Here is a 17,391-nt window from a genome sequence, read left to right as displayed (position 1 = left end):
TTTCAATCAACGTAGCGAGGAAAAGATGCACAAACTCTTGATGTTCAAAGACGAAAAGCTTCTACGTCGCTCACTCACTCACCGTTCCTATGTGAATGAAAATCCTAGAGGAGATGGAGATAACGAGCGTCTAGAATTTCTGGGCGATGCCATTCTCAATTTCATCAGTGGCGACTACCTTTATCAGCTTTATCCCGAAATGGGAGAAGATGAAATGACGCGACGACGAGCAGCACTCGTAGACGAAAGGCAACTTGCTAAGTTTGCGACTGAAATTGGATTAAATTCCAGAATGAGGCTTGGACAAGGCGCAATTCGTGACGGCGGTTATCAGAATCCAAATCTTCTGAGCAGCACTTTTGAGGCAGTGGTGGGAGCTTATTACTTAGATCACGATCGCGATATTGAAGCGCTACGTCCTTTGGTGACAGAGCTATTTGGCACTGTGCCCCAAGAAGCGATGGTAGTTCGCTCAAACGTGGACTCAAAGAATAAGTTTCAGGAGTTCGCTCAGGCAAATGGTGCTGCGGCTCCACCAAAGTATGTAACAGAGAAGTTAGGTGGAGCCGATCATACTCCAGTGTTCGTTTCTAGAGTGTATGTGGGTGAAAAACTTTATGGTGAGGGTAAAGGTCGCAGTAAAAAGGATGCAGAAAAGCAAGCGGCTGAAGATGCGATGTCTAAATTAAAAAAACGAGGACTCCTATGATACGCGAACGATCACTGAAATCTGCTCAAATTTTACTCAGAACACTGTTCTAAACAAAGCTGACGAAAATGATCGCCCCGTTGCTCAAAGTTCTGATATTGATCAAAGCTGGCACACGCGGGAGATAGAAGGACAACTTTCGCAGAATATTGTTTTGCAAGGGTGGTCGATCGCGCTACCGCCCGTTCCATTGTTCCAACATCTTCATAGTTCGAGTAACCAATCTCCTCAAGCCGTTTTCCAAAGGTCGGAGAAGCTTCACCAATCAACAGCACAAATGCAGCTTTCGATTGAATTGCATTGAGCCAAGCTTGATCCTCACCAATTTTAGGCTCTCCGCCTGCAATCAGAATCACTGGAGCTTCGACCGCGACAAGTCCAACTTCTGCGGCATCATAGTTAGTCGCTTTACTATCGTTGATAAACTCGATTCCCTGCCAAGTGCAAATTCGCTCTAATCGATGTGGAACGCCTGGAAACTCTGCAACAGCTTGAGCGATCGCATCTTTATCAATTCCTGCGAAATGTGCGGCTGCTACAGACATCAATAGATTCTGCAAATTGTGTGCTCCCGGCATTCTTAGCGCATCTGCCCGAACAATCTTTTCACCTTGGACGATCGCCCAGGCATCCTCAATATAGGCTCCGAATTCTGCCTTTCCAATCAGTTCAGATTTACCCTTTACGCTTGTCCAGCAAGCCGTCTCTTGGATTGGATAGCCTTGCTGCGATCCAATGTTTCTTAGATATGGATCATCACCGTTAAAGATCTGATGCTTAGTTTGATTGAGCAAACTGGCTTTGATATTGAAATAGTTCTCTAAGGTTTTGTGGCGATTGAGGTGATCGGGTGTAAAGGTTGTCCAGATTGCAATTTCAGGTGCGATCGACGGAGAGGATTCAATCTGATAGCTGCTAATTTCTGCGATCGCCCAATCAATCTTTTGATCTAACAATGCGACTTCGCAAGCAGCATAGCCAATGTTGCCGAATGCAGGTGCATGGCATCCCGCTTTCTGAAAGATTGCCGCAGTTAAAGCTGTTGTCGTAGTTTTGCCATTCGTTCCAGTAATTGCTACCCAGGGAGCATAGCTTAATGCCCTCCAGGCAAGTTCCATTTCGCCGATCGTTTCAATATTCATCGATCGAGCCTTGGCTAAACTCGGCACATCCCACGGTACACCCGGACTCACCACAATTAAATCTGGTTGCACTAATTCAGGATCAAAGTTATCGCCCAAACGCACATCGATTCTTTCTGCGATCAGTTCTTGTTGTTGCGATTGAAGGGTATCGGAAGCACCGCGATCGCTAATGGTGACTTGCCATCCCTGGCGTTTGAGAAGTCGGGCGGCGGCGTTGCCAGATTTTCCCAACCCAATCACAGTAGCATTCGGCATAGTCACAGATACGATTACTCTTTTTGCATTTCTAATCCTACTGCCTAACGCTATGATTTCTACTCACTAAATTATTTTATTAGATGAATAGACCTATTTATCCGATCGCTCAACAACTCCGATCGCTCAACAAGAAAGAGAATGGTTTTTGCTTTGTCAATTGATCGCGACAATGTTGGTTCCAATTTATCGAACCATTTGGGCCCTTATTCATTCGCCAAGCGCTTGGCGAATGCTAAAGCGCTTTAGCATTAAGTGGCTTATTCGCCTTTTGCTCGCACCAGTTGCCTAGTTCCTCTAGGTTTGTCCATCCCTCATCGTGTTAAAGAACGACTAATGAAAGAAGGGAAGCGGAACCTTAACTGCAAGATAAATGACACCCGCAAACGCAAAAAGTGTTGCAAACCCAATGTAAACCATCTTGAATTCGTGATGCTCGATCGCATCTTCAAGCTTCTGATTTAGTTCTTGACGAAACTCGTTAATTTTTTCCTTGCCGGTTTGATCAACTGGCAGACGTTGAGCTTTTCTAACCATAGCCTCTGTGTTTGTATAATCTTGCTTTGCATGAAGAGTACCCGATTCTGCTCAGAGAATTATCCCTCACCACCGTTACTCTAATATCGGCTTGGGAATCATAGAGCTATCTCTAAACCTTGCAAAACGAGTGGGGCGATCGCACGTGCTCAAGAACTTCTGGTATGCGGTTGAATTCAGTGCTGCTGTCACAGCCAAACCAAAACAAATCACGCTGATGGGACAGCACTATGTTCTCTATCGGGATGCAGATCATCAAGTGATTGCTCTCGACGATCGCTGTGCCCATCGTGGGGCGGCTCTATCTGGGGGGTGGATTGAAGAAGGTTGTCTGCGCTGTCCCTATCATGGTTGGAAATATCAATCAGATGGGGCTTGCGTCGAAGTTCCAGCAAATCAAGCAGACGTGCCGATTCCTAAGCGGGCACGAGTGGGGACTCACCCAGTGCAGGAAAAGTATGGTTTTATTTGGATATTTGTGGGGGATGCGCCAGAGTCAGAGCGTCCCCCAATTCCACCGTTTCCAGAGTATGGCGACCCCGCTTGGCGGCAGGTTCAAGGCGAATATGTTTGGAATGCTCACTACACTCGCGTGATTGAGAGTGGCTTAGATACTTCCCATGCACCTTTCGTTCATGCTGCTTTTTTTAATAACCGGGATGATGCAGAGGTTGGGGATTACGAAGTCGAGAGCGAGGAATGGAGTACAAGCGCGACTGTTCGCACTAAGCCACCCAAGCGAGTAGGACTGCTGAAATACATTGTGAAGCGCGATCGTCCTTACTCCAGTGCAACCTTGACGGTTTATCTGCCAAACATCAACCGGATTGCACTAGACTTTAACTTCCGTGGCTATCAATATGTCTACTTTGCAACCAACATTCCCGTTGACGAAAACACAACCCTAACGAAGTGGATTGGAGTCCGCAACTTTCTCACACAACCTTGGGCAGACTATAACTCGATCAAAAATACAGTCGATACCTATCTGGAAGACAAAGCGGTGATTGAGGCGCAAGAACCTCGCGTTGTGCCTTATGGATTAACCGAAGAAGTTTTAGTGACTTCAGATAATCTACTCGTTGCTTATCGCAAACTACTGCGTAAGTTCCTAGATAAAGGCTGGGGAATCGGAGATTACTCCACTAAAGCAAAGCACAAATCAGCTTTAGAGCCTGAATCTAACCCAGGTTTGTTTGAGCATCCGATCGCTCAGTCATCGGAACACCCTGTAGAAGTTGCGAAGACTTAAGGAGCCTCAACGATGTTCAAAAATTTCTGGTATGCCGTTGAATTTAGCAAGGCAATCACACAGCGCCCAACCCTTGTTACATTAATGGGCAGGAAAATGGCGGTGTATCGTGACAGCCAGGGAAAAGTGGTCGCGCTTGACAATCGTTGTGCCCATCGAGGCGCATCTTTAGCGGGTGGATGGGTTGAAGGAAATTGTCTTCGCTGTCCCTATCATGGCTGGAGGTATGAGGTAGACGGCTCCTGTCGTGAGATTCCAGCAAATCCAGCCTCAATTCCCATTCCGAAACGAGCGAAAGTAGAGGCTTATCCGGTTCAAGAGAAATACGGATTCATTTGGGTATTTGTCGGTGATTTACCGGAACGCGATCGTCCCCCTCTTCCCTCGTTCCCACAGTTTGAGAATCCAGTTCGTGAACCCGCTCAGAGCGTCTATACCTTTAACGCTCATTTCACTCGCACAATGGAGAACACGCTAGATGTTTCCCACGCTCCATTCATGCACGGGGGGTCAGTCGGGAAAAGCAAAACTCCTGAGAACACGGTGACTGAGGATTATGACTTGAAAGTGACTGAATGGGGATTATCCGCAACTTTAGGCATCAAGATTAACCGCATTAACGGGCCGATGCGATTTTTCTTGAAGGACGATGACCAAGATCCTTGGAAACAGTACATTTTTGCACCACCAAACATCACCTATTCCGGTGTCAATTTTGGTCAGTTCAAGATTGAAAGTATTTTGGCTCATATTCCAGTTGATGAAAACACGACGATCGTTAAATCGATCAATATTCGCAGCTTTCTCAATCATGTTCCTGGGCTGAGCCATTGGTTAGATCAAAATACAACTCAAGTCGGTACTCGCATTTGCATGGAGGATAACGTCGTTGTCCAAACTCAGATCCCTCGGCTTGCACCGCTCAATAACAGTACCGAATTAATGGTTGCCTCGGATGCGACATTGATTGCTTATCGAAAACTGCTGAAGAAGTTTTCGGACATGGGATGGATGATGGAAGCCTCCTGATCTGTTTCACACTGCGGTATTGCTGTCATTGTCCTCCACTGTGCTGAATCTATCGTGCAAAAACGAATTCCTCTCAAAACAATTAGCTATGGGCTAATCGGAGCACTCTCGATCGGGTCGCTGGGATTAGGTGCAGCGTATTTGTCTCAGTCTAAAGTAAAGCAAAATGCGGATGCAGGCCTATCGAGTCAACCTGCGCCTGTGCAGTCTGTGACTGCTTTAGGTCGAGTTGAACCGAAAGGCTCTGTGATCAAGGTCTCTGTTGTGAATGCAAGAGATAGTCGAGTGGATCGGCTACTGGTCAAGCAAGGAGATCGAGTGCAAGCAGGGCAGGTGATTGCTATTTTGCAGGGATTGGATAAGAAGCAGGCGGCACTCGAACAGGCGAAGCAAAATGTTGCAGTGATGCAAGCAAAGCTGGCACAAACTAGAGTGGGCAGTGCAACTGTTAGTGGACTGTCTGCACAAAAGGCAGCGATCGCACGGCTAACCGCGCAATTTGATACCGAAATGGCTGCAAGACAAGCAGCAGTCGCTCGTGCTAAAGCTGAAGCTCGGAATGCTCAGGCGAGTTATGAACGATCGCAGAAGCTCCAAAAAGAAGGAGCAATCAGTGCCTCTCTCTTAGACAACGATCGCAGAAGCTTTGAGACTGCTACCGCATCACTGCAAGAGGCAAAAGCACAACTGCAAGAAACAAAGCTGACTTTATCTGCCCAGATTCAGGAAGAAACCGCTAAGCTGCAAGCGTTAAGTGAAGTTCGTCCAGCCGATCTCCAAGTTCCTCAAGCTGAGATAGAGTACGCGATCGCCCAACAAAAACAGGCAGAAACTCAACTGGGAGATTCGTATGTCCGCGCTCCGATCGCGGGTCAGATTCTACGAATCAATACTCAGATTGGGGAGCAAGTTAATGCAGAGCAAGGCATTGTCGATCTGGGACAAACTGAGCAAATGTATGTTGTTGCCGAGGTGTATGAAACCGACATTCCCAGAGTGAAACGGGGACAACAAGCTCTGATCACGAGCGAAAATGGCGGGTTTAATCAACAATTACGCGGCACAGTTGAGCAGATCGGACTTCAAATCAAAAAAACTGATTCGCTGAATACCGATCCAGCAGCAGACAAAAATGCGCGAGTCGTGGAAGTCAAAATTCGGCTCGACCCAGAGGATAGTAAAAAAGTTGCAGAACTTACCTATATGCAGGTACGAGTTCAAATTCGTTTGGACTGATCGGAATCTCTTACTCATTTAACCGCGACCATGCACTTTCTTCTCCCCAAACGACTGGTTAATCGCTTCGCTCAGGAGCCTCCCTTAGCTTGGTCGCAGCTTTCCCATCAGAAAGTGCGTTTAGCCGTCGGACTAGCGGGGATCTCCTTTGCTAACATTCTCATCTTTATGCAGTTGGGCTTTCGAGCAGCGATGTTTGATGGGGTATCGCGGATTCAGGAGAACCTCAAAGGGGATCTCTTTCTGGTGAATCGAACGAGTCAGTTTCTTGGAAATAAAACCATTCCCAAAGCGCAACTATATCGAGCGAATGGAATTCAGGGAATTGCTTCTGTTGATCCGCTTTACTACAGCCGGACTTCTTGGGTGAATCCACAGACCAAAGAACTTGCAGATGTGAATATCATTGCTTTTAACCCAGCACGATCGGCAATGGATTTACCCGAAATTCGTGGGCAACTTGGGACGATCGCACAACAAGATACAGTTCTATTTGATAGCAAATCTCTTCCGTCTCTGGGAGCTGTGAGCGAACTGTTCAGCAAAGGAGATCCCGTTAATAGTGTTGTAGGTGGGCGAAACGTGTCAGTCGGGGGGCTTTACAGCCTGGGTAGTAGTTTGTTCAAACAGGGACATATTGTGATGAGCGATACCAACTACTTGCGGCTCTTTGGTCAAGCTGGAGCAGACGAAGTTCACTTGGGGGTTATTACCCTGGAACCTGGTGCTAATCCTAACGCTGTTGCTCAAGGTTTACAAAAGCTGTTACCGCAAGATATCAAGGTTCTAAATCGTCAAGAGTTTATCGCATTAGAGCAGGGATACTGGGCGAAACAACCGCCTGGGATTATCTTCAATTTCGGCACAGTGATGGGATTCATTGTTGGCATTGTGATTGTTTATCAGGTGCTATACACCGACGTGAATGATCACCTACCAGAATATGCAACCTTGAAAGCGATCGGCTATTCTGATTCACGACTGTTAGGAATCATTTTTCAAGAAGCGATCGTTCTAGGCGTACTTGGTTTTCTCCCTGGATTTGCTTGTTCTGTGGGAATGTATGGGTTGCTTGGAACTTTAACTCGTGTTGCAATCGTGATGCGTCCTGATGTGGCACTGCAAGTTTTCATTCTGACGCTGTTAATGTGTTTGATTTCAGCCGCGATCGCAGTGCGAAAATTGCGGTCTGCTGATCCAGCTGATGTATTTTAGAGAGATCAGTTATGTCTCAAGCTCCTGTCATTGTCGCTAAGCAGCTAAATCATTCTTTTGGTAAGGGCGCACTCCAAAAACCCGTACTTTCAGAAATTGATCTGGAGATTCATGCAGGTGAAATAGTGATTTTGACAGGCCCTTCTGGAAGTGGAAAAACAACGCTATTAAGCTTAATGGGCGGATTGAGATCAGTTCAAGAAGGCAGTTTGAAAATTTTGGAGCAGGAACTCTGTGGAGCGAGTAAACAACAACTGGTGCAGGTACGGAGCCAGATTGGATATATCTTTCAGGCACACAATCTACTGGATTGTTTGACGGCTCAGCAAAATGTCGGAATGTCTCTGCGCCTGCACAAAAATCTGACCCTAACCGAGCGGATCAATCATTCTATAGCAATGCTACACGCCGTTGGATTAGGACATCGAATCAACTATTACCCGAATGATCTGTCTGGTGGACAGAAACAGCGAGTTGCGATCGCTCGTGCCTTGGTTAGTCAACCGAAAATGGTTCTAGCAGATGAACCGACCGCAGCATTAGACAGTAAATCGGGACGAGATGTGGTGGAAATCATGCAGCGATTAGCAAAAGAGCAGGGCTGTACAATCCTGCTCGTCACACACGATAACCGAATTTTAGATATTGCCGATCGCATCATTCACATGGAAGATGGACGGTTGGCAGCAGCTTAAGCTGCTGTCAACCCTATGACCTTGCGGACTCGGAGGACATCGATTGTAGATTCATCCAGGTTGTTCCAAAGGCAAATAGGATGAAAATTGCTCCCAGCCAAAACGGAGAGAAGATCCCAATATGATCAAAACACCAGCTTGCCCACAACGGGCCTAGAATTGAAGCAATACTCTGTAGTCCTTGAGCACTCGCAAGGGTACGTCCCTGTTCTTGAGCAGAAACGCGATTAGAAATCAGTCCTCTAAGACAGGGCAGAATCAATCCCACACCCAGCGCTAACAATCCTTGGCTTAGATAAAGCAGGACATAAAGAGTTGGTGTTTCTGATGGAATGACCCCGATCAGCCCAAAGCCGATCGCCAACGCAACTAACCCCGCTAAAGTTAGCTTTCCTTCACCAAACGCAGGAATCAGCTTGCGAATCAGTCCACCTTGAATTACGGTCGAAAACACACCAATAAAGACAAACACAAGCGCCGCCGAAGCAGGCCCCCACCCAAAACGCCGACTCAGAAACAGCACAAAAACGCTGGAGAATCCAGAGAACGCAAAGTTGAAAATAAAAGTCGTCCAAAGAAACCCTTTGATACGATCGTGCTGAAATAAATCATTGATTTGACCGAGCGGATTCAAATCTTTTAAGCGTAAAGCACGACGGTTTTCTGGCTTTAGAGATTCGGGCAGGCTCACCCAGCCTAAGATGAAATTGAGCAATGCGACAGTGCCCGCAAAAAAGACAGGTAAATTGAGGTTAATTCCTGCAAGCGATCCACCTAAAGCAGGTCCTAACACAAATCCCAACCCAAAGGCAGCACCCGTCAGCCCGAAGTTTTTAGCGCGATCGGCGGGAGTTGAAATATCGGCAATATAAGCTTGTGCGGTTGCTGCAACACCCCCAGTTACACCATCAATCATGCGTGAGACAAACAGCACCCACAGACTACCCGCTAAGCCAAACAGGTAGTAGGAAAGAGAAGTTCCTAACACACACAGCAATAGAACAGGACGGCGACCATAGCGATCGGAGAGTGAGCCAATCAGAGGCGTAGCAAAAAACTGTGCTAAAGCAAATGAGGATGTCAACAATCCTAGTGTCAGTGCATCTGAGCGAAATCTTTCCAGCAAGAATGGCAGAATTGGAAATAGAATACTTTCCCCTAACTTATCCAGCAGAATCGTTACGAAGATGAAAAGTAAGGGAGAAACCTTGAGACTTTTCTTGAGACCTTTAGAGTGAGTGGGCATGAATTGTTTATTCCTTTCAAATCGTAGAAGCTTCGGGTTGTTCGTGTTGAGCTAGCCATTTTTGCAGAATTGGATTAACTAGCTCTGGTGCTTCATCTTGAGGACAATGCCCAACGCCTTCGAGTGGAATGAACTCTTTTACGGCTGGAAACTTCGCTAATTCTCGACCCTGCGCGATCGGCTCAAACGAATCTTCAGTTCCCCATAGCATCAATACAGGGCAAGTAATTTCAGGCAGCAAATCTTCGGGCAGCACACCCTTAGAGTGAGTAATAAATGAGAGAAACACATCCGCTGCACCGGGATCTTGAGCGGGTTTCAGCAAGATTTCTACTAATTCATCCGTCACCGCTTCATGTCGAGCATAGGCTTTTAGCAAGGCTTTACGAATGACTTTGGGTTGAGCCAGTTTTGCAAAGAAGAAATGCCCGATCGCTGGAGACAGCAGGAGTTTTTGCACCCACGGAAAGATAAGGCGGCGAATTCCCTTGAGCTTGTGTTCATGTTGCAGGCGTAAGGCACAATCTAACAACGCTACTGCTATCATTTGTTGCGGATTGATCACCGTGGCTTGCAGCGCTACTAAGCAGCCGATCGAGTTTCCCACTAAAAAAACGGGTGCTTGAATCACTTCACGACAAAAATCAGCAATCTGTTGTCCCCAAGTTTCAAAGCGATAGTTCAGCGATTCGCTCGGTTTTGGTTTAGCAGACTGACCAAAGCCAATTAAGTCGATCGCATACACGCGATGGTTTTCCGCTAGAACTGGAATGTTTTTACGCCAATGATCACTCGATGCGCCTAATCCATGAATGAGCAGCACGATCGGACCTTGAGTTCCGGCAGTCTGATATCGAATTGGGTAGCCGCGCCACTGCCAAATCTGGGAAGAAGGCGATGCTACGGTCGGCTCATTTGTAATCATGGCAACTCCTGGCGAAACATTTGAGTTAATTTAGGAATCTAGAGCATTCCAAATGGTTGAAGGAACTTGACGACCACGTCTTGAAGCGAGACAAGGCTGATAACAGAGGTGTCCTTCGGCTTCTATTGACTGCAAGAATCCTTCTGCTGCAAGCTTCTCTAGGTGCGATCGTGCGATCGCCTCATCTTCAGCTAGATAGTTCGCAACCTCGGTCAGATTTGCAGAACGCTGACGCAGTAGCCAGTTCATTAAACCCCGCTCCAGTTCTGGAAGAAACAGTAGATCTGCCATCGTCTTAGTACCGGGTTGTTCCCGCTCAGACGACGAGGATTGGCGAATACCCATCGTCATTTATGCTCCTGTGATCGTGATGTGTCGCGATAGACCTGCACTCAGTATGGGAATGATAGCGGTGAAACTATCGCTCCTGTGAAAATTAGCATTATGGAAAAGCGCACCTATTCGCCGGGTGAAACGATTTACTGTGAAGGAGACGAAAGCGAATCAGTCTATCTAATTAAGGCTGGTAAAGTTGAAATCATTGATACTTATCCTGAGACGGGGAATGTTGTCTCGAAGTCTCTCGGTGTTGGTAAAGTGTTCGGAGAGGTTGAAATCATTGATCGCAAGCCCCGATCGTCCACTGTTAAAGCTGTAGAACCATTAAAGCTTCTGGTCTTCAGTCACACCGAAATCTTGGATATTCTATTTCGCCGTCCTGAAGATAGCTTAGTGATGGCTCGTGATACCTTTGATCGCTTGCGGCAACTCTACAGTACAGATAGTCTAGAGTCGGAAATGGCTAAGCTGCGCGAGGAGATGCACGAGACGATTAAAAAAGCGGTCGTTAGCCATGAAGCCCGTGTTGTGAAAAGTCATAACGGAATGGCAGCGATCGGAATTCCAATCGTGTTATTGGTTGCGATCGTGGTGGGAATTCAAATTTATTTGCATTAGTAGATTCAGTGATTGCTGAAAGCCCCTGATACAAAGGGGCTTTTTGATGGTGCTATAGTCCTAAAATTTGGATTGACTTCTCAAGCACTTCGTCTGGATCAAAAGGCTTCGTCATATATAAGTCTGCCCCTACTTCTATACCTTTCTGTCGATCGAACTCTTGCCCTTTTGCGGTCAGCATAATGATGTAGACATCTTGTAGGTTCAATTCGTGTTTAACAGTCGCGCAAACATCAAAACCGTTTAAGTAAGGCATCATGACATCGAGAAAGACCAATTGGGGAAGCTCGGTCTGGATAATTTCTAGTGCTTCGCGCCCATTCGTTGCAGTCAGTAGCTCGATCCCTTGATCTTCTAACTCTTCTAAAGTCTGCTCCAGCAGCAGACGAATGTGAAATTCATCATCAGCGATCAAGATTTTTTGTGACATGGCTGTTGTTTCTCCAGGAGTTGAGAGGCTTATCGAGGGTGGCTTAAAGCAACGTTGAATCAGATTGATTGTCTGCAATTAAGAGAAGGAAAACGTTTTCGAGTCCTTTTTCAAACTTTAAGGTTTTTACTGCCGTTGAATGTTCCCAAAACTCCGCGTTTGCAATCACCGTGTCGGGCTGAGTAGAGAGCGCTTTTTCAATCAATTCTGCATCGTTTGACGCTTCGATCGCAGTAAATCCCTGAGCTTGTAGCACTTCGACCAGGGTTTTCGTCGCCAATTCATTTTCATCCACTACGAGGACTTTGCGACGAGAGTTTCCTTGAGCAATCAGCGAATCGACTTCATGTAACAATAGCTCTGTGTTGATAGGCTTGGTTAGATAGCGATCGACTCCAATCTGCAAGCCACGCTCTTTGTCATCTACGATCGACAAAATGATGATAGGAACACCCATCGTTTGCGGGTCATTTTTCAGCACCGCGGCAACATCGAAGCCTGATATATCCGGCATCATCACATCAAGAATGATCAGGTGTGGCTTGTGCTGTTTGGCGATCGCGACCGCTTCCCTACCATCTTTCGCTTCTAAAATCTGATAGTCTTCTGCTTCTAGGTTTTGCCGCAATAGTTCTCGAATCGGCGCTTCATCATCAACGACAAGGATCGTTTTATGCGAGCGATGGGTCTCAGAATCCTGGTGAATCACTTGTTCTCGAAGCTGCTGCACCAGCGTACTGAAATCGATTTTTTGAACCTGGTTTGATTCGATTTGAATTGGCAGCGTAAACGAGAAGGTGCTACCTTTTCCGAGTTCACTCTCAACCCAAATTCTCCCCTTGTGGTGTTCGACAATCTGTTTACAAATGGGCAACCCTAATCCTGTTCCTGTTGGCTTGTCGGTTAAGGTGTCACCAACTTGCTTAAATTTCTCAAACACTTTTTCATGGTCTTCCGCCGCAATTCCAGTACCGGAATCAATCACACTAATACAAACATCATCTTCAACGCGAATCGCTTTACAGAGAACAGCGCCCTGATCCGTAAATTTGACAGCATTGGAAATCAGATTGATTACTACTTGAACAATACGATCATGATCGCTCATCACTTTCGGCAATGGTTCAATTTGCCGAATCAGCTCAAGATTCTTGGCTTGAAACAATGCAGAGGTGGCTGCGATCGCACGTTCAATGACTTCGCCCACATCTAGAAGCTCCATCTTCCAATCGACTTTGCCCGCTTCCATTTTGGCAATATCTAACACATCATTAATTAGTGAAGTCAGGCGCATTCCTTCTGACACAATGATGTCAATGTTATCTTCAACCTGACGGATAGTTCGCTGCATTTTTCGGTCTTCGCTCACTACGGCTGGAAAGACTACTTCATCGAGTTTCTTTTTGATGATTTTGGCAAAGCCTAACACCGAAGTTAACGGCGTTCTAAGTTCGTGAGAAACTGTTGAAATGAAATCAGTCTTCATCTGATCCACTTCTTTTTCAGAGGTAATGTCGCGAATGAGGATCACAGAGCCGATCGAGGAGCAGCGTTGACCCTCAGACTGTTCAACTTTCAAAATCGCAGTGGCAACTGCTTTACCAATACCACCACGATTGAGGGCAAGCTCAGCCGTAAAAACCTGACCTGGATGCCTCTGAGTTTGAGCAATTAAATCCGTAATTTCTTGACTAAACAGGGCTGTACAGTTCGGCTGAGCTAAGTTTGTTAAATCGATGTCAAACATCTTGGACAAAGCAGGATTACAGTGCGTGATTTTGCCAGTGATATCGGTGACCAATAATCCATCGACTAGATTATCAATGATGGCACTGAGATAAGCGAGAGCATCTTGAAGTTGAGTGCTAGTTTGAGCGATTTGTTTGTTTAACAAAGCTTCCTGAATCGCCCGATCGCGGGTTTCGCTTAGTTGGCGCACTCGTTGTAGCGCAACTAGAGTTGCCAGTCCTAACAATGTTCCAACAACTGAGGCAAGCAAGTTGAGGGCATTGAGTTGCTGCTCTAGATTCTCTCGCGGAATCACTAGTGCCACTGACCATTTTGCTTTTTGAATCGGTGCATAAGCAACATAGACCCATTGATCATCAAGCTGCATCAAATTAACATTGTGCTGTTGATTGACCATTGAACGCGCAATGTTCGCTAATGCTGGATTATTGCTATCTAGAAAGCTTTGAGTGCCCTCGGTCAAATTGGAATCGGGATGTGCGATCGGAACACCTTTCGAGTCTAATGCAAAAGCATAGCTCCCTTTTCCCAGTTGAGTGTTGGCGACTACTTCCGAGACTTGAGCGATCGCAATGTTTCCGGCTAAATTGCCAATTACTGTTGGTTGTTTGGATGGATTGCTGGGAAGATTGTAGAACGCCAAACTACCAGAGCGGATATCAATTCTATCTTTAGGAAGCTGAGCGTAGTTTGCACGAGGAAATGACCATACAGGCGCTGAAATGTTGATTTGACGTTTGCCCGTGGTACGAGAAATGATCATATCTGAGACGTTCGATTCACCCTTCATTGCTCGTTGAAAATATTCTCGATCGTTGAGATTTTTTCCTTTCGCAAATCCCAAACGAGTGGTGTAATATGTTCCGTCTGGATTCACAAGAATAAACATCCAAAAATTAGCCAATCGATCCTTTTCTAACTGCAAATAAGGCTCTGCAATGTCCCAATTCATCGATCGAATTTCGTAGCTATTTGCCAGTGCTTCAACACTACCCAGTTGTTGAGCTAACCAAGTATCGATATCACTGCCTGCTTTTTCCACCTTTAAAAGTGCATTGTTCTTTAGGGTATTGAGGATTAAGCCGCGCACAACCCAATAGCTTCCGAACGCGATGGCTCCGATTGTAACGATCGATCCGCCCACTAAAAGCGTAGAAATAATTCTATTAGGATTGAATTTTGCGCTGTTGAGTGAAAACTTTTTGCGTTGAATCCAGGGTAAATGAATCATGTTGAATTTAGCTACAGGGGTTGTTTGCAGGAGAGTCTAGAGTCAGCGAATAGCAGGTATATAACTCTTTCTGGTCGATATATTTGAAACAAAACCGAATTTGGTCTAAAAATTCCAATTCCAGCAATTTAATTTCTTTCTCTAAATGTTGAAAAACAATATCTAAGCTAATGAAATGACCATCTTTATGTTGACCTAATATAACCAGCACTCGTCCTTTGATTAGATATTGAATTTTTAGAGCAACATTGGGATCTTTAATCTCGGAATGCAGGTATCGAGTAACAATTTGGTTAATGTCTTTCAGTCTATGAAGATGCGATTGCGAATCTTGCACATGCTTCGTCTCAATTGGGAGCGCTTTTTCTTTCAGGTATTCTTGATTTTTTGGCTTCGGTTTAAACGAGCTTCTTAAGCTAACTACAATCGAATTTTGCCACCCGATCGACATCTGCCTCAATAATAGAAATAAACTGAAGATGCCTAAAAGGGCGATGCCTATCAGTCCGAGATGAACTGTTGAGCTAAAGAAGCTGCCACTAGAAAAGACGATTAGAAGAACCGCGATCGAAAAGGGAAAAGACATCGCCAGTAAAGCTGTAGCGAATTCAGTATCAAAGAATAATTTTTGATTCTTTTCCGAACTTTGTTGATTAATTCGAGTTCCATGAAGTAGTGACCATAAGCTACAGGATGCTTGTGGCACAGCAATCATGAGCATCGTGATTTCTGAGGTAGGACGAATTAGCGCGATCGCAGCCGCACTTAACAAAAATCCAGCACCCGCCCTCGCAAGCAACACCATCAAAATTGTGCCCAATCGCAAAGACTTCAAGTTGAGCGAAATCCCTACATAAACTAAAATGAGCGGTGTTGCACAAAGCGCAAGCTTCTGGATTGTATCCAATACAGCAACCGGAAGCGAAACAGACTTGATCCCAGAAGTGGCGAGAATCACACCGAGAACGATCGCAAGATTGACAGGCTCACTCAGCAAAAACAGTCCAATCTGTTGCCAATGAGGTTTTATTTCAGAATTAGAACATTTTGCTTTTCCCTGATACCAAATTATTGCTAACGCATATAAACCAATTAGAACAAAAAATTTATTTCCCATATCTGCTAAAGCTGCCCAAGCTAAACCCTGAGTTCCTAAGAATTGCTCAACAAATGGGTACACCGTTAATCCAGGTGCAAGCGAAGGAAACAATAAAACAAGAGCGCGTCTTTTTGACTTCTCAGTTTTGGGAATGAGAAGATAGGTTAAACCAAAGCCAATTAGCATCAGATAGAGATTGACGGCTAAAGCAAACGAAGGCAAAAGCACTAAATCAAGACGAGTATCAATCTCGATCGTTGATGAAAAGATCGTTGCAGGGAGTGCCGCACTCAGAATAAAAGCTCGAATTGCTCCAACAGAAGTCTCACTGCTGAATTTGGGTTTGAGCAAATAACCCACCATAATCAGAAGAAGAAGTGAGATCGCTTTGTTAATAACTAAGTGTGACACGGGCTTTTTGCACGATCGATGTTTTGAGCAGTTCACTTTCAGAATGCCCATTGCACTCCGAGAAGACCCAAACTTTCAAAAGATTACGAACAGAGAATTCTACTTCTGTGAGAAATGGGCATACTAACCTAACTCAGCCCCACAATGTAGCTCAGCAAATGGTACGAGTTAATTTAAAGCGTGTTCTCAAACAATCAGAAGCAACGATCGCGGCATTAATCAGTACGCTGAATCTGCCTGTACAAATTCAGGATGACTCTGGAAAACTGTTGCAGGGAAAGCCAGATCCGGCTCAAACTGAGAAATATCCTATATTTGCAGGCGAAAGACTGCTTGGTTGGGTTATTGGCGCTCAAGATGCACAAATCATCGCGACTATTTTGACCGACTTTTGTAATCGAGAATTAGAACTCAAAACGTTAGCCGATGAAGTGTTAGACCAGTACCGTGAAATTAACTTGCTGTATAACCTGTCTGAAAAGCTCACAACAAGCTTAGACCTAACGATCGTCTGTCAAACCGTTCTCACCGAAGTCCGTAAATTAATTCCTGCCACGGCTGCTTCAATTTTGCTCACAGATTCAGCGAATAAAGCAATCAATCGCACTTTTAGCTTTGATCACGTCGAACAGTCTATGATCGAACGCTTCACCGCAACTGTTCTTACAACGGCAAAAGGCGAAATTGTCAACGAAGTTGCGATCGATGCAAGGTTCAATCCCTCTTATACCGAATCGCAACTGATTCAAGCGCTCATCACCGTTCCGCTCAAAACCGAGCAAGGCGTAATTGGTGCAATGAATGTAATCCATCACCAAGCAATCCATTACACGGCTCAACACCTTAAATTGCTTTCTACTGTATCGTCTCAGGCAGTGCAAGCGATCGCAAATGCTCAATTCCATCAACAGCAAGTGCAACAAGCAAAAGCCCGCGAAGAAAAACTGAAACAGCAATTACAGGAACTGCGTTCTGAAGTCGATGCTGCAAAGCGATCGCGACAGGTCACAGAAATTACTGAAACTGAGTATTTCCAACAGCTACAGCAACGTGCAGGACAGCTACGAAGAAACCGTCGGTAAACTTTCGGAATGTAATCTATAGCGATTCTAAGTCAGTTGCAAAGTGGCGAGTGGGGTGTCATTCCCTTTTCAGTCCCCTACCCCCTACTCCTTTTAGCGTTCACGGCTCAAACAGGATCGCTATAGTTGAAACTTGATGAGCCAAGTTCTCCTGATAGTTTCATCGCGAGTTTTCCCATACTAATAGC

At 45.5% G+C, this 17,391-nt stretch carries 16 protein-coding genes; 8 read left to right on the top strand and 8 right to left on the bottom strand.

What is annotated here, in order from left to right:
* Window positions 1–25: 25 nt before the first annotated feature.
* The gene (rnc, locus tag NC980_RS07430; RefSeq protein ID WP_190378282.1) at window positions 26–709 is read left to right on the top strand and encodes a ribonuclease III; all 684 of its coding nucleotides are present in this window, start codon (window positions 26–28) and stop codon (window positions 707–709) included.
* A 32-nt stretch (window positions 710–741) separates the two neighbouring features.
* Here rnc and murD read toward each other — a convergent pair whose 3' ends face one another.
* Together murD and NC980_RS07420 are read right to left on the bottom strand one after the other, a co-directional pair.
* Window positions 742–2,109, bottom strand: coding sequence for a UDP-N-acetylmuramoyl-L-alanine--D-glutamate ligase (murD, locus tag NC980_RS07425; RefSeq protein WP_190378281.1), 1,368 nt, complete (start codon window positions 2,107–2,109; stop codon window positions 742–744).
* Between the two features lie 333 nt (window positions 2,110–2,442).
* Window positions 2,443–2,646: a hypothetical protein gene (locus tag NC980_RS07420; RefSeq protein ID WP_190378280.1), complete on the bottom strand. Its 204-nt coding sequence runs from the start codon at window positions 2,644–2,646 to the stop codon at window positions 2,443–2,445.
* A gap of 145 nt (window positions 2,647–2,791) precedes the next feature.
* Between NC980_RS07420 and NC980_RS07415 the strand changes: the two genes are divergently transcribed.
* Genes NC980_RS07415 through NC980_RS07395 form a run of 5 tightly spaced genes read left to right on the top strand, consistent with a single transcriptional unit; the run spans window position 2,792 to window position 8,073 of the window.
* Window positions 2,792–3,898, top strand: a complete 1,107-nt coding sequence (locus NC980_RS07415; protein WP_190378438.1) for a Rieske 2Fe-2S domain-containing protein — start codon at window positions 2,792–2,794, stop codon at window positions 3,896–3,898.
* Between the two features lie 12 nt (window positions 3,899–3,910).
* Complete coding sequence (locus tag NC980_RS07410; protein WP_190378279.1) at window positions 3,911–4,927, top strand: aromatic ring-hydroxylating dioxygenase subunit alpha; 1,017 nt, start codon at window positions 3,911–3,913, stop codon at window positions 4,925–4,927.
* A 54-nt stretch (window positions 4,928–4,981) separates the two neighbouring features.
* Complete coding sequence (locus tag NC980_RS07405; RefSeq protein WP_190378278.1) at window positions 4,982–6,163, top strand: HlyD family efflux transporter periplasmic adaptor subunit; 1,182 nt, start codon at window positions 4,982–4,984, stop codon at window positions 6,161–6,163.
* A gap of 30 nt (window positions 6,164–6,193) precedes the next feature.
* Window positions 6,194–7,378, top strand: coding sequence for an ABC transporter permease DevC (devC, locus tag NC980_RS07400; RefSeq protein WP_190378277.1), 1,185 nt, complete (start codon window positions 6,194–6,196; stop codon window positions 7,376–7,378).
* 11 nt (window positions 7,379–7,389) lie between these two features.
* Entirely contained in the window at window positions 7,390–8,073 is a 684-nt protein-coding gene (locus NC980_RS07395; protein WP_190378276.1) for a DevA family ABC transporter ATP-binding protein, read from the top strand.
* A 13-nt stretch (window positions 8,074–8,086) separates the two neighbouring features.
* Here the strand turns inward: NC980_RS07395 and NC980_RS07390 are convergent, their stop codons facing one another.
* Genes NC980_RS07390 through NC980_RS07380 form a run of 3 tightly spaced genes read right to left on the bottom strand, consistent with a single transcriptional unit; the run spans window position 8,087 to window position 10,595 of the window.
* Window positions 8,087–9,319, bottom strand: a complete 1,233-nt coding sequence (locus tag NC980_RS07390; RefSeq protein ID WP_190378275.1) for an MFS transporter — start codon at window positions 9,317–9,319, stop codon at window positions 8,087–8,089.
* A 16-nt stretch (window positions 9,320–9,335) separates the two neighbouring features.
* Entirely contained in the window at window positions 9,336–10,244 is a 909-nt protein-coding gene (locus NC980_RS07385) for an alpha/beta fold hydrolase (RefSeq protein ID WP_190378274.1), read from the bottom strand.
* 30 nt (window positions 10,245–10,274) lie between these two features.
* Window positions 10,275–10,595, bottom strand: a complete 321-nt coding sequence (locus NC980_RS07380; protein ID WP_348253913.1) for a hypothetical protein — start codon at window positions 10,593–10,595, stop codon at window positions 10,275–10,277.
* A 93-nt stretch (window positions 10,596–10,688) separates the two neighbouring features.
* On the opposite strand from NC980_RS07380, the gene NC980_RS07375 reads away from it, so the two are divergent.
* Window positions 10,689–11,201: a cyclic nucleotide-binding domain-containing protein gene (locus NC980_RS07375; RefSeq protein ID WP_190378272.1), complete on the top strand. Its 513-nt coding sequence runs from the start codon at window positions 10,689–10,691 to the stop codon at window positions 11,199–11,201.
* Between the two features lie 52 nt (window positions 11,202–11,253).
* Here NC980_RS07375 and NC980_RS07370 read toward each other — a convergent pair whose 3' ends face one another.
* From NC980_RS07370 to NC980_RS07360, 3 genes are read right to left on the bottom strand one after another with little or no spacing between them, the layout of a single operon-like run.
* On the bottom strand, window positions 11,254–11,631 hold the full coding sequence (locus NC980_RS07370) for a response regulator (RefSeq protein WP_190378271.1): 378 nt from the start codon (window positions 11,629–11,631) through the stop codon (window positions 11,254–11,256).
* A gap of 43 nt (window positions 11,632–11,674) precedes the next feature.
* Window positions 11,675–14,611: an ATP-binding protein gene (locus tag NC980_RS07365; RefSeq protein WP_199298645.1), complete on the bottom strand. Its 2,937-nt coding sequence runs from the start codon at window positions 14,609–14,611 to the stop codon at window positions 11,675–11,677.
* 7 nt (window positions 14,612–14,618) lie between these two features.
* The gene (locus NC980_RS07360; RefSeq protein ID WP_206753838.1) at window positions 14,619–16,121 is read right to left on the bottom strand and encodes a hypothetical protein; all 1,503 of its coding nucleotides are present in this window, start codon (window positions 16,119–16,121) and stop codon (window positions 14,619–14,621) included.
* A 158-nt stretch (window positions 16,122–16,279) separates the two neighbouring features.
* Between NC980_RS07360 and NC980_RS07355 the strand changes: the two genes are divergently transcribed.
* On the top strand, window positions 16,280–17,203 hold the full coding sequence (locus NC980_RS07355; protein ID WP_190378269.1) for a GAF domain-containing protein: 924 nt from the start codon (window positions 16,280–16,282) through the stop codon (window positions 17,201–17,203).
* Window positions 17,204–17,391: the final 188 nt, after the last annotated feature.

The organism is Leptolyngbya sp. AS-A5 (genome assembly GCF_039962495.1).
Taxonomy (GTDB): domain Bacteria; phylum Cyanobacteriota; class Cyanobacteriia; order Leptolyngbyales; family Leptolyngbyaceae; genus Leptolyngbya.
This window is presented reverse-complemented; position numbering and strand designations above follow the sequence as displayed.